Source organism: Bradyrhizobium pachyrhizi (genome assembly GCF_001189245.1).
In the GTDB taxonomy this organism is placed as follows: Bacteria; Pseudomonadota; Alphaproteobacteria; order Rhizobiales; family Xanthobacteraceae; genus Bradyrhizobium; species Bradyrhizobium pachyrhizi.
Genome location: NZ_LFIQ01000107.1, coordinates 40,625 through 53,881, shown reverse-complemented (window position 1 = coordinate 53,881; position 13,257 = coordinate 40,625). Strand labels below are relative to the sequence as shown.

Annotated in this window: 7 protein-coding genes; 2 read left to right on the top strand and 5 right to left on the bottom strand. The window is 62.3% G+C overall.

The genetic code is table 11. The features are described 5' to 3' along the window. Positions 1 to 113: 113 nt before the first annotated feature. Together AKL29_RS27425 and AKL29_RS27420 are read right to left on the bottom strand one after the other, a co-directional pair. Positions 114 to 977 carry a tetratricopeptide repeat protein gene (locus tag AKL29_RS27425; RefSeq protein WP_050386321.1) on the bottom strand — a complete coding sequence of 288 codons (864 nt, stop codon included), beginning with the start codon at positions 975 to 977 and terminating at the stop codon, positions 114 to 116. A 37-nt stretch (positions 978 to 1,014) separates the two neighbouring features. Beyond that, positions 1,015 to 1,668: a FecR family protein gene (locus tag AKL29_RS27420; protein ID WP_410712139.1), complete on the bottom strand. Its 654-nt coding sequence runs from the start codon at positions 1,666 to 1,668 to the stop codon at positions 1,015 to 1,017. A gap of 445 nt (positions 1,669 to 2,113) precedes the next feature. Here AKL29_RS27420 and AKL29_RS27415 point away from each other — a divergent pair, with 445 nt between their 5' ends. Continuing rightward, positions 2,114 to 6,622, top strand: coding sequence for a DUF5801 repeats-in-toxin domain-containing protein (locus tag AKL29_RS27415; protein ID WP_050386319.1), 4,509 nt, complete (start codon positions 2,114 to 2,116; stop codon positions 6,620 to 6,622). 88 nt (positions 6,623 to 6,710) lie between these two features. Here the strand turns inward: AKL29_RS27415 and AKL29_RS27410 are convergent, their stop codons facing one another. Further along, the gene (locus tag AKL29_RS27410; RefSeq protein ID WP_028333645.1) at positions 6,711 to 8,480 is read right to left on the bottom strand and encodes an alkaline phosphatase family protein; all 1,770 of its coding nucleotides are present in this window, start codon (positions 8,478 to 8,480) and stop codon (positions 6,711 to 6,713) included. 306 nt (positions 8,481 to 8,786) lie between these two features. Here AKL29_RS27410 and AKL29_RS27405 point away from each other — a divergent pair, with 306 nt between their 5' ends. Continuing rightward, positions 8,787 to 10,217: a cytochrome c peroxidase gene (locus AKL29_RS27405; RefSeq protein ID WP_028333646.1), complete on the top strand. Its 1,431-nt coding sequence runs from the start codon at positions 8,787 to 8,789 to the stop codon at positions 10,215 to 10,217. Positions 10,218 to 10,229: 12 nt separating this feature from the next. On the opposite strand, the gene AKL29_RS27400 is transcribed toward AKL29_RS27405, so the two are convergent. Further along, positions 10,230 to 10,916 (bottom strand): hypothetical protein, encoded by a 687-nt coding sequence (locus tag AKL29_RS27400; RefSeq protein ID WP_244482457.1) that lies wholly within the window; start codon positions 10,914 to 10,916, stop codon positions 10,230 to 10,232. A gap of 120 nt (positions 10,917 to 11,036) precedes the next feature. Next, positions 11,037 to 13,088 (bottom strand): alkaline phosphatase family protein, encoded by a 2,052-nt coding sequence (locus AKL29_RS27395; protein WP_050386318.1) that lies wholly within the window; start codon positions 13,086 to 13,088, stop codon positions 11,037 to 11,039. Between the last annotated feature and the right edge of the window lie 169 nt (positions 13,089 to 13,257).

The following is a 13,257-nucleotide window of genomic DNA, read 5'->3' as shown; positions in this document are numbered from 1 at the left end:
CTTTTCGGAAAACCGCTTCGCACTTTTCCGGATCATGCTTTAGCCGGCTGGCCGCACCCGCAGCGACTGCATCGGGCCGGCCCGCTTGCTGCGGCTCCGTCGGCCGCGCTCGCCTATCGCACGCCGTAGCGTGTGAAATCGTCGCCGATGCTGCCCTGGATCGCCTTGGCCGCCGCCATGTCGATATTGCCGCCGGCCTTGTCACCCTGCTTCAACTTCGCCAGGCCGCGTCCATAAAGTGCGCTTGCGAGCTTGGGATCGATGCGAAGTGCGGAGCTGTAGTCGGCGATCGCCGCGCCAAGCTCGCCGGTCTTCAGATAGATCAGGCCACGCGAGTCATACGTCGCGGCGTTGGCTGACGCCGATTGAAGGGCCTTGTTGCAATCTTCCAGCGCCGCCTGCAATTCGCCGAGGATGGCCCGACTCCAGCAGCGTCCGTTCCACACCCCGTCCAGCTTCGGCTCGAGGCGAATGGCCTCATCGTAGTCCTGCGCCGCGCGCGCATAATCGTTCTTCTTCAAATAGGCGCCGGCGCGGTTGGCGAAGGCCTCGCCGTAGTTCGGGTTGAGCCTGATCGCCTGATCGAAGGCGTCGGTGGCGCGATCATATTCGCGCTTCCTGAGATAGGCCACGCCGCGGTTGTTGAGCGGCTTGGTGTAGGTCGGATTGAGCTCGATCGATCGATCGAAATCCCGGATGGCTCCGTCGTAGTCTCCCTTGGCGGCGTAGGCGTTGCCACGGTTGTTATAGGCGATCGCGAGGCCGGCCGCCGTCATGTCCTGCCCCGCATCGATCAGCGCCGTGCAGGCAGCAATGCGCGCGTCGGCCGGTGTGCGATCGAGGCCGCTGCACGATCCGATAGTGCGGAGATAGCTGTCCTTCTTCGGGTTCTGCGCGACCGCAGGCAACACAGGGAGCATCGCAACGAGAAGCGATATCAGGCTGACAATTGCGCCGGCGCTTGCACGAGGTTTCATATCGGGCCTTGCTTGCACGAAACGGGCTGCGCCTGGCCTAGCACCCTCGACAGATGTTGGGATTGAACTTGTGGAGGGTGTTTTGCTCAGGTTGCTGCGGCGTTCGTGTCCCGACCTTCCTGACCTTGCTCTTGCCCTCTTCAACGAGCGTGGCGAACCTCACCGTTCCATCGTCCGATATCTCGATGCGTGGCGTGGTGCCTCGAATGCCCATCGTTGCCACAGGAGTGTCGATCTTCATGTCACCGGTCTTCGCAATGTTGCCGGCAACGAAGGTGAAGGTGCCGTTGGTCAGTTTGAGCAAGGTCGAGTTTGACTTGCCGTTCGGATCGTACACGAACTCGGTCATCGCCATCTTGGCGTTGCTCGACAGATTGAACGAAGTGCCGTCGGTGAAATTGATCCCGACGCGTCCGTCCGCTCCAGTCTGCACCACGTCGCCCAGATAAACGGGATCGCCAACCTGCGCCTGAGGCAATTTGCCGGGCAGCCCTGCCTGAACGACCACTGCACTCGGATGCTCGATCGTGACCGAACCAGTGGCGGCCACGACCCTTCCGATGAATTTCAGTTGAATATTCTCAACCGCGGGCTGGGCCGGTTCGGTTTGCCCCTGCACCTGGCCGGGCGTGAGCGTTGCGAGCGCCAGGACGAAGCTTGCAAGCAATTGAACAATCAAATGGATGCGCACGATCCCCTCCACGAGAAGATCTTGTCGTGTCGTGGCTCGGTGGTGATCGGGACCGCCGGGCCGAGACCGCAGGACCTTAAGTGCCAAACGAGTTGTCGCAGACAAGCCTAAATGCCTGACGCAGTTCGACTAAAAATTAATAAGTGGACAATTTGCATGGTAATCATACTATTAATTTTGCGGGGCTGCACGCGCGATAAAGGACAGCTATTCTGTCCTTTTTGTAAGGCTCCCCCGCAGTATTGGAATTCCATTTTTACTGCCGAATTTGGTTTCAATCAGGACGTTTCAGCGGACAAGCCTATGGCTGACGGCGCGGGGTTTTTCGCCGCGTGGCCGAACCAAGCCAAAATAAAAAGACTGCGGCGCCACTTTCCGCTCGAACTGCCCAACAGGCAAAAAGCCAATGTCAGTTGCGTCCGGCGTAGAGTTCGGGGACGCGTGCATGGCCGTTTTGGGCCAGCCGCCCCGCGTAGTTGGCACTGTTCGGACGGCGATCGGCTGCGGCACGATCGCGCGTGCCCGCGGCATACCGATTCAAATCGTAACTGGCGATCCCGTTCGCCAGGGTGACGTCATCGAGGTCGGAGCCGGCGGGCGGATCGAAATCCGCCTGGTCGATGGCAGGTTGCTCAATTTGCCGGCCGGCACCGTGCTGGAGTTGGGCGACATCGCGCAGGACCCCGGCGAGGGCTTGCGGCCGGGCCTGTTCGCGAAAACCAGAAGCCTCTTCCGCCTCATCGGCAGCCGGCTCGCAGGGTCTGGCGTCCTGACGGCGGACACACCGGTTGGCACCATCCGCGCCAGCGGCCTCGGCATGCTGTCGTTGGCCGCCCTCACCTTCTCGCTGCTCGAGGACGCCCGGGCCGCGGAGCCGAACGTCACGTTCCTGGACGACGACAACATCAAATACAAGGACCTCCACCACGGCGTGTTCGAACTCGTGACCAAGGAGGCGATCCCCCGTCACATCATCGTCGAGGATCCCGAAGAGACGATCATCCTGAGCAGAAGAGGCTCCTCTGTCGGCGTGAACCATGCCACGAATTCCCCTGCGCACATGGAGGAATTACGGGAGGCCCAACAGGAGACCCTTGCCTATTTCGAGAAAGGACCGGCATCGAAAGGGTCCGGCATGCCTGCTCTCGAAGGCGGCCAACTGCTGCTGCCGATCAATTTTATTCAGCAGTCCCCGCTGTCGCCGGTGCAAGATACGCTCGGGCCGCTACCGGTGGCGACCTTCGCGAAAAATGATCTCTTCAAACTGCCGCCGGTTCCGCCGAAGCTGAACCTCGGAGCGGGGCCGACTGAAATCGATACGGTGATATTTGACGACTTCAATGCGGCGAGCGGGATCTTTTCCGCGAGCAGCATCAAGGGCGGCGCACTGAAATTCGGCATCAGCGGAGGCGCCACAGGCGATACGGTGCTGGGACAGGCGACATACGACGTGTCGAGCGTCGGTACATTTGGCACGCTCTATCTCAACAGCGCGACCGGAAACTACACCTTCGTTCCGAACAATACCGCAATCAACGCGCTGAAGGCCAACACGACCCAGAGCTTCGTGATCACGGTCTCGGACGGCTCGCTTTCGGCCAGCGAGAGCTTCGACATCAGCATCCTGGGCGCCGATGACGCCTCCATCATTTCCGGCACCAAGGCCGGCGCGGTGGTGGGTGCGGTCGGCGTCAGTCATGCCTCGCCCGGCCTGCTCATCGCAAAGGGCACGCTCACCGACACCGATGTCGACGATCCCGCCAATACCTTCACCGCCGTGAACGCGCCGACGACAAGCGTTGGCGGCTACGGCTCATTCACGCTCACAACGGCCGGCGTGTGGACCTATACGCTCGACAACGCCAACAGCTCCGTGCAAGCCCTCCATGTCGGCGACACGCTGACCGACAGCTTCTCGGTGACCACGATAGGCGGCACCCCGCAGACGGTGACACTCACCATCCACGGCCCCTTGATCGAGATCGGAACCGCGCCATCGCTGACGTTGAGCGAGACCCATCTGACAGCGACGACGCTGGACGACAACATCGCCGGCTCGGCACCGGACGCTGCGCTGACGACGACATCAGGCGAGTTCTCAGCGGCATTCGTCACCGAACCGGGTCTGACGGTCAGCTACGCACTGACGATCACCGGCGGCAACGGTTCGGCGTCAGGGCTGATCGATTCGCATACCGGCCTCGCTGACCTGCTGGTTCTGAACGGCAACACCATCGAAGGCCATGTCGGTGCAGCAAGCGGGGCGCTCGCGTTCACCATCACGGTTGACCCGGCCACGGGCCGCGTGACCTTCGTCGAGCACCGCGCGGTCGAACAATCGTCGGGCACCAGCCCTGACAGCGGCGAAGGGATCGCGCTGGGGACCGGCCTCGCCAACCTGATCGCGACGGTCACGGAGAGCGACGGCCAGTACCAGGATCTAAGCATCGATCTCGGCAAGCAGCTGACAATCACGGACGATGGCCCGCGCATCGAGGCGGCGGGCACAGCCCCATCGCTGACGCTGAGTGAGACGCATCTGACGGCAACGGCGCTGGACGACCACATCGCCGGCTCGGCGCCGGACGCGGCGCTGACGACGACTTCCGCCGATTTCTCGACGGCGTTCACTTCGGTGCAAGGCGCCGATGGCGCGACCATCCGCTACGCGCTGACCATCACCGGCGGCAACGGCACGGCGTCGGGGCTGATCGACTCGCATACCGGCCTCGCTGACCTGCTGGTTCTGAACGGCAACACGATCGAAGGCCGCGTCGGCGCGACCAGCGGCACACTGGCGTTCACCATTACGCTCGATCCGGCCACTGGACGCGTGACCTTCACCGACTACCGGCCGGTGGAGCAGCCGCTCGGCACCAGCCCGGACAGCGGCGAAGCCGTATCGCTGGCCGCGGGCATCGTGGGCCTGACTGCCACGATCACGGACAAGGACGGCGACTTCCAGAGCGCCGGCCTGGACCTCGGCAGCAGACTGGCCATCAGCGACGATGGCCCCTGCATCCAGGCCAATTGCACCGCTCCGTCGCTGACGCTGAGCGAGACGCACCTGACGGCAACGGCGCTGGATGACCATGTCGCGGGCTCGGCACCGGACGCCGCGCTGACGAAAATTTCCGCCGATTTCTCGACGGCGTTCACCTCGCTCCAGGGCGCCGACGGCGCGACGACTCACTATGCACTGACGATCAACGGAGGTGACTGCACCCCATCCGGTCTGATCGATTCGCATACCGGCTGCTCCGACGTGCTGGTTCTGAACGGCAACACGATCGAAGGCCATGTCGGCACAGCAAGTGGCGCGCTGGCATTCACCATCGCGGTTGATCCGGCCACGGGATGCGTCACCTTCACTGAATATCGCGCGGTGACGCATCCGGCCTGCGCCGGCCCTGACAGCGGCGAAGCCGTGTCGCTGACCGCCGGCGTCGTAAGCCTGGTTGCCACCATCACGGACAAGGACGGCGACTTCCAGAGCGCGTGCATCGACCTCGGCAAGCAACTGACGATCACGGACGATCACCCGACCATTTGCAGCTTCCCGGAGACCTTCATCGCCGCTCAGGATCATCAGACTGCGACAGGTACCTACGATGTCAATTTCGGCGCGGATGGCGATGCCGCGATGTTCGTTGCCGTCCACAACGGTCCAGTCGGCTGCACGGGATATGATCTGGCCACATCATGCCTGGGCAACGGCATCACCGCGGTGCACGTCACCGGACATGGCGATGATTACAACTTCTACTATACGACCCATGAGGTGGGCGGCGGCGTCGAACTCGACGCGTATCTTACCGATTGCGGCGGCAGGCTGGACGATCCTTATTTCAAGTTGCTGATCGATCCGGATGGAACATTCTGCTTTGATCTCGAGCAAGCCGGGCCGTCGAAGGACGTCACCGTCCATGGCTCCGATTTTGATGCCCCGATCTGCGGCACGCCGTCATTGACGGCTCCGGACGGACAACTGGTTATTACCGGATCGGACTGCGCCGGCCATCCGCTCGATGTCAAGGCATCGGACTGCGGTATTGCGGTCGGCGACAGTGGACTGCAGATGGACCCGGCCGAGCAGTTGAATCTCGCGTTCACCGAGAAGCAGTCGCAGGTCGGCTTCAATCTCACGGAATGGCGGGGCTACGGCACCGCCGGCGTGATCCTCAAAGTTCTTGATGGCAGCGCCGACGTTCACGACTTCTGCATCGATGTTCCCAGGCCGCTCTGCGGCAGTGCCGGCTTCGTGGTCCAGGAGACATCGGATGCTTCGCTGATCGACACCTACACCTTTGATGCCACGACGACGACGTATACGCTTTACGTTGACAGGTCGTTCAATCAAGTCCAGGTCGACTACGATCGGGTGGAAGCCGGGTGTCCCACCTTCGCGATCAACAACATCAGCTATACCGAAAAGACGAGCATCAACGCGGATCTGCTGTTCGATGTGACGGCGGTCGATGCGGACGGCGATGCGGCCACGAGCAACCTTCAGGTCGATATTCAGTGCCACGCGGCGGGGATGGACGCCTTCATATTCGCCGCCAGCCCGGACAGCCCCGCGCCGCCGGTCGGCGCCAGCGCTCCAGCGCCCGATGTTAGTCCGATGTCAACGAGTAGCCACGAGGACGCGGCGTTGTCTCAGGCAATCTTGCCCTTTGTAGACGGCGGAACGTCCGGAACGACCGAGCAGTCCTTTCATTTCGCGGAGCCTTCGAGCCTTGAACAGCAGGGAGCTTCGTCCCCTCTACAATTCGATCAAAGCCTCGCGTGGTTCGGCCGCCAGGCCGATTCCGCTGGATTTCAGCTGGCACAAGGAGTTGCAGCTGGTGGAACGCCGGCAGTTGGGCCGGTCCCGGAGCATCAAACAGATTTCTTCCCGGACCATACGCCGGACGCCATCGTGATCCATCCGCTACACGATCTGATCGTGTAGCGATCCCTTCGTGTAGCGATCACTTGGGCGCGTGGCCGGCATTCCGGCCCGCGTCGGACGTTGACGCGGGCCAGCAGCGCTCCTCGCGTCAGTGCCAGCCCTCGCCGGCCTTCAGCGCCGCCGAGAGGCTACGCACCGGGCGCGTCACCAGCGGATCGAGATCGAAGCGCTTTTCCAGCATCTTGAGGATCGACGTGGTGTCGAAGTCCTCATGCGCAACACCCGACTTGTTGAAGCGCTTGGCGATCAAGAGCGTCGGAATGCGAGTGCCCGGGCCCCACTGGTCCGCGGCCTTGGCTTCGGCACCATGACGGTTGAACGGCGGCGGGGGAACGTGATCCCACTGCCCGCCGAACTCGTCATAGGTGATGACGATCAACGTGTCCTTGCCATCCGGCCCCTCGACGATCGCCTTGACGAGATCGACGAGATGCTGGCTGCCTTCGGATTCGCTGGTGTAGCCCGGATGCTCGTTTTCCTCGCCGATCGGCTTGATGAAGCTGACCTGCTTCAGCCGGCCGGTCTTCGCCGCCTGGATGAACTCCGCCTCGTCCTTCAGGTGATCCTTGCGGGCCTGCGTTCCGGGCGCGTAGTTGGCGAAGTAGTTGAACGCCTGATGGTGGTACTGGAAATCCACGTCCGGGCAGTTCGGGAACACCGCCGTGGAGACATGGTTCGGGTCGGTGCAGGTTGTGCCGTTGCCGTTGGTCCAGCCCGAAGCGCCGACGTCACCGTTGGCGTTCGACCAGCCGCCCGAATACCAGGCCCAATCGATGCGCTTTGCCGACAGCCGATCTCCGATGTTCGGCGTGTGCAGCGGCGGCAGGCGCTTGATGTCGGCGGTGCCCGGGGAATAGGGCTGATAGAACGGCTGCGTGGTGTTGACCGCGTAGTCGCCGCAGGCGAGGCCCGCCGGCAGTCCGGCCTGATTGCACTTCGCCGTCAGCTGTGCATCCTTCACGGTCGAGAGCGGCGTGTAGAGCGGCGTGCTGGTCGGCATGCCGTTGGCATCGACGATCGAGTGGAAGTCGTTGGCGCTGCCGTCATTCAGGGCACCGACGAACTGGGGCGCCGCCGCGGCGACCAGGAACTGGTGGTTGAGGAACGAACCGCCGAAGGCGCCCTGGAAGAAGCTGTCCGCGATGATGTAGTTCGGCGCGCCGTGGCCGTGGAGATAGCTGTAGATCGGCAGCTTCTTGGTGTCGTAATAGCCCATCACCAGACCCGCCGCATCACTGCCGGTCATGTAGCGATTCTGCCGGCCGCCGTTCAGCTGATACTGCTCGCTGTAGAAGCGGTGCACGATGTCCGCGGTGCAGCCGCCGGGCGCGCCGGTGCCGTTGAGGAAACCGTGAGCCGCGAAAGCGCCGAGCGGCTTCGGGCAGGTGGTGGCCGAGGTCGGAATGAACTCGTTGATCTCGAACGGCTTGTTCTTGAAGGCGCTCAGGATCGCGACCGTGCCCGTATTGTCGGTGCAGCTGGTCGGTTGCGGCGACGGAGAGGTCAGGTTGACGTCGTTCTGCAGCAGGCAGGCATAGACGGTCTGGTTGTCCTGCCGAACCTGCAGGGTGTGCGCCTGATCGGCATAGGATGTGCCGTTGATCCGGTCGCGGCCGACATCGCCCCAGTGACCGTAGAGGTTATCGAAGCTGTGGTTCTCCTGATAGATGACGACGATGTGCTTGTACTGGTGCACGCCTTCATGGCCGCGATCCCGCAGATCGCGCAGCTCTTCCCTGATCTCGTGCTTGAACTCATCAACGATCTTTTCGACCAAATTCTCTGCGTTTGCTACCGGCGAGATGGCAACGGCGCCAGCAACAACCGCGAGCGCCGGAATGGCTCCCCAAAGCCGCATAGTGCTCTCCTGATTTAGAAAGAAATAGAAATGGAGCTACACGCTATGCAAAACACATTTCGCGGGGATGACTGTTTTTCGACGCGCGCACAAACGCGCGGAAAGATGCTCGCTCACCAACAGAATTTCATCCTGTCAAACGCAGACCGCGTTGCGGTGCGCCGATCGAGCGTCATCAAACCGCAATCAAAATTCGTCTATCCAGTCAGATGGTCATTGATCCTGCCGACAGGAAACTGTCACCTCCGTGACATCTTCCAACGCACGGCAGCGCATATGCATTTGTGACAGGGGCGTTTTCGCGCGATGGCTTGGGATATTCTGGCGTCCGGCTCCGGAAAACATCGTGCGACAGCTGCCGATCGCGGCGTCAGACCGGCACGGGTCGCGTGGCTGGCGCTCGTCGTTGCCCTGCTCCCGTTGCGCGCGTCGGCGTTCCCGCTCGGCGGCGACCAGACTGTGCTGCCGGCCGGCACCGAATTTTCCGAGGAGGCGCTGGCGCGGCCGCGCGAACTCTTTCATTCCGAAGCCGTCGGCGGACGAAAGTCCTATTTGGTCAATCTCGGCGATCTTGCGTTCAACTCGCCTTCCATCCTGGGCGGCAAGGCGCGTCAGGCCGAGATGAGCTGCGGCACCTGCCACGTCAACGGCGCATCGAACCCGAAACTGTTCGTTCCGGGCGCATCGTCCCGCCCCGGCACCTTCGATACGACCAGCCTTGTCTTCAACGCGAAAACGTTCAACAGCATCCTCGATCCGGTCAGGATTCCGAGCCTGCGCGGCGCCCGCTTCCTCGCCCCCTACGGACATGACGGGCGCATCACCTCGCTGCGCGACTTCGTCTATAATGTCATCGTCAATGAATTTTCCGGTCCGAGGCCGCGCGACGAGGTTCTCGACGGCCTCGTCGCCTATATCAACGATATCGACTTCCTCCCCAATCCGAAGATTGCGCCCGGCGGCAGGCTTGTCGCGCAGGCGAGCCTGGCCGAGCGCCGCGGCGAGGCGCTATTCTTCAAGCCGTTTCCGAAGCAGGCCGAGCTGAGCTGCGCCGGTTGTCATGTTCCGGGCGGTACCTTCAACGACCAGATGCGCCACGACGTCGGATCCGGTGGACTGGTGAAGACCCCGACTTTGCTGAACGCCAACTTCAACGCCCCGTATTTCCACGATGGCCGCTACGACAGCTATGAACAGGTGGTCGATCATTTCGATCGTGTGTTCGACCTCGAACTGTCGACCCAGGACGCCCAGGACCTTGTGGCCTATCTGAATGCGGTCGGCGACGGCGAACGCCCGTTCGACAAGGACGGCGTCATGCTCCGGATGAAAGAGGTGCTCGAGCTCGCGAGCGTCCTCGAGGTCGCGATCCCGGCTGCCGACACCGCGGTGGTGTCACTGGCCGTGACCGGGGTCGGGGCCGAACTGCGCGAACTGACCGAGCGCATCCCGGACATCAGGAACACCGCGATCGGTGGCAAGGACGAGCGGCTGGCGGCGCGCGCGATCCTGAAGGACCTCGTTCTCACCTTGCGCCGCATCGATCTCGACGTCGCCGCCGGCCGTATCGACGATGCGATGGCCGAATATCGCAACTTTGCGCAGCTGGTGCACTTCGACGTACCCGTCGCCCTGAAAAAGGCCGAACCCTGGTCGCTGTTCAACAGCAACGTGCATCAGTCGCACTACACAGCGCTCGGCCGGATTCTGCCGGTAACCAGCCAGCAGTCGCAGTAACGGAGGGCGTGCTCACTGCGAAGCCGACGGCTCAACCCATACGTCGCTCTGCTGGATCCGACGGATCAGCGCTTGCGGGTCGAACTTGCGCAAGCCTGCGGGAATTTCAAACGTTTGCGCCGCCTGTGGCTCGTCGCGGATGTGATCGGCAGCGATCACCGTCCCATCCGCGGTCCTGATCCGTACCGGAAATCTGCGCGCGCGGTCGATCCACCCGACAAAGCTCAAACCGGACGGCGCGGCGATTCGAAAGACGTCGGTATCGTGCCCCGCGATCCTTTCCTCTCCATCGCGCTGGCAGTGCCACGTTGCGAGGTCGATCGGCGCGGACAGCTGCGCCATCGCCAGCCATTGCCGGCAGGGATCATCCGGATCGACCGGAATGAACATCCGGGTGAGCGGGCTCGATTGCCGCGCGTCCATGTAAACCCGTGCGGCCGGACGGACGAAATAGGCCGCGGGCTTGCCCGTATCGATCAGGAAGAAGCCGTCGGGTAGCGCGCTTGTCTCGATCCGTGCTTTTCCGCCGGAGACCCGCAAGGCTCCCATGGCGGTTGCCGTGTCGTCCTTGTTCGCGACGAGGTCGGCGGAAAACTGCTGTGCCATGGCCGGGATCGCCGCGCCGGCCAGGATGGCAACGGCAAGCAGGCCGGCCGCGACGCTCCTGCTGATCGGGCACGTCTTCTCGTTGCGTTTCATCGCATGTCTCCGGTCGATCAGGTGGTGGGCGGGTAGAACAAGACAGCGCCGACCGAACCATTGGTTCGATCGGCGCCGGCCTTGGATGGAGTCAGGACCTCGCTGCGGGCGAGAGCTTGATCACTCGGTGTAGGACAACGTGACCGGCTTGCTGAAGTCGAACGCGTCGAACATGTCAGACAATGCCGGGCTGTTGGTTGGAATGTACTCGTTGTTCTTCGAGTAGGTCGGGTTCGGCAGGTTGTCGCGGCTGCGGTTCGTGAGCGGCTGGAGAGCCCAGTTGCGCTCGATGAACTTCAGCAGCGAAACGTGGTCGGCGTAGTTGTGGTTGACCTTGCCGCCCGTCGAATAGGGCGAAAGGATCAGGGTCGGAATGCGCGGTCCGTCGCCGAAGAAGTCGATGGACTGCTGGTAGCCGGAGTCCCAATAGCCGCCGGCCTCGTCCCAGGTGATGAAGACAGCGGTTTCAGCCTTCAGCTCCGGATTGTTGTCCAGCGAGTTGAGCACGTTCAGGACATAGGCCTCGAACAGGTCAACCTTCGAGCTCTGCGGATGACCGTCGAGCAGGCCGTCCGGCTTGCCGAACGACACCGCGGGCAGCGTGTTGTTCTGGATCGCCGTGATCAGATCGGCAGTGTCCTTCATGTGAGCCTGACGCACGGCCGGGTTGGCCATGATCGAGGTCGCATACTGGAACGGATTGCAGATCTGGCAGTAGGCAACACCGAGCGCGTGCGCCGGATCGGCGACCGCGGCGGCGCTAAGGTTGGGGTTCGACGGATTGGCGGCAACCGCGGCGTTCGAAAGCGCCACGGCGTCGTTGAACGCGCCACCATAGAACGCCCAGGAGATGTTCTTCTCCATGAGCGCATCGCCGATCGTGCGAACCGACGACGGCGGCACGTTGTTGCCACCCGACAGCGCGCCGTTCGGCAGATAGCCCGGGTTGACGTTGTTGAGCATGTAGTAGTGGTTGGGCTTGCAGTTCGGCTCCGCCGCGTACGGCAGATTGTTGAGGTAGGTGACTATCGGCTTGACGCCGGGCTGGAACACGTCAGAGCAATTGCTCCAATTGCCGTCGACGGTGTAGCGGTTGACCGAGCCCGCGACCGGATTCGGATTGGCGATCAGGTTGGCCGGCGGCGTCACCGGATTGCCCTTGCCGTCACTCCAGAAGGCCGCATCGCCGGTACCGAGCATGAAGTGATTCGCGCCGGTGCCGCCGTGGAACGACTGGTGGAAGTTGTCGCTCAAGGTGAAGCGGTCGGCGAGCATCTTCAGGACCGGAGCCTGACCCTGCTGGGCGTTGTAGAAGCCCATCGAGTTGGCCATGCTCTTGTTGGACGCCGAATAGGTCGCCATCACGAACGGGAACAGGTCGTTCAGGCAGCCCGAATTGTTCTTCTTGGTGGCATTGGCGGCGCTGCAGTCTTCCTGCTGCCAATCCTGATAGAAGCGATGCGTCGAGTCGCCGGTGTAGTCGTCGTCGCTGATCTGCTCGCCCTGCAGCTGGAACGGTCCGTTCAGACCGCCGGCGCCGGGAATGCGGGTATCCAGCACGCCGGTCGGCAGGCCGCTGAAGCCGGTGGTGAGGATGTCGAGATCGGCCGGATCCATGTCCTTCTCGACGCTGGCTTCGGCGATCGTCTTGAACGGAGCGCCGGTGTCGCTCTGCGCGGTCGGCGTACCGGCCGTGTTCGGCTGCGGCATCGGGTTTGTCGCGTTGTAGGGCGACTTCGCGATGGTCGGTGCGCCGATATAGTACAAGGGCTGGCCCGCGACCGAGGACTGCTGCGCCTGCGCAAAGTTCGGTCCCGGCGTGCCATCTTCGTTGACGATGCCCTTCGACAACAGGTTGGAGATGGTCTGCCCCTTGCCCTTCGGCTTGTAGATACCGAAGGTGTGATCGAGGCCGCGGTTCTCACCGATCAGGATGATGACGTGCTTGATCGGCGACGCGGTCTTCACGCCGTGATCGCCGTCACCATGATGGCCATGGTTCTCATGCTTCGCACGATCGCCCTCTTCGTGCGCCTGGTGATTGTGATGCGGACGCTTGTCCCAATCACTGCGGCCGCCAGGATAGTGAGCGGCATATGCGGCTGTTGCGACGAGCACCGTTGACGCGATGCAGAGCGCGGTGCTGGTTCGCCAGTGCTTTTTGTAATTCAAACTCATTGTCGACCTCAGGGTGTTTGCGGTTAGCAACACACACTGCTTAGTGCGACAATATGACGCATGGTTTTCGCTTACATGAAAGCGCGCAAGAAATTTCGAGACGTTCAAATATTTTCTGAGGAGACATCTGCCGCGCGCCGCATCTCCACGATTCAACGATGCA

Bases quoted from the DNA above. Each gene is read 5' to 3' on its own strand.
- AKL29_RS27425 (WP_050386321.1), bottom strand. From the start codon at position 977: ATGAAACCTCGTGCAAGCGCCGGCGCAATTGTCAGCCTGATATCGCTT.
- AKL29_RS27405 (WP_028333646.1), top strand. From the start codon at position 8,787: ATGGCTTGGGATATTCTGGCGTCCGGCTCCGGAAAACATCGTGCGACA.
- AKL29_RS27415 (WP_050386319.1), top strand. From the start codon at position 2,114: ATGGCCGTTTTGGGCCAGCCGCCCCGCGTAGTTGGCACTGTTCGGACG.
- AKL29_RS27410 (WP_028333645.1), bottom strand. From the start codon at position 8,480: ATGCGGCTTTGGGGAGCCATTCCGGCGCTCGCGGTTGTTGCTGGCGCC.
- AKL29_RS27400 (WP_244482457.1), bottom strand. From the start codon at position 10,916: ATGAAACGCAACGAGAAGACGTGCCCGATCAGCAGGAGCGTCGCGGCC.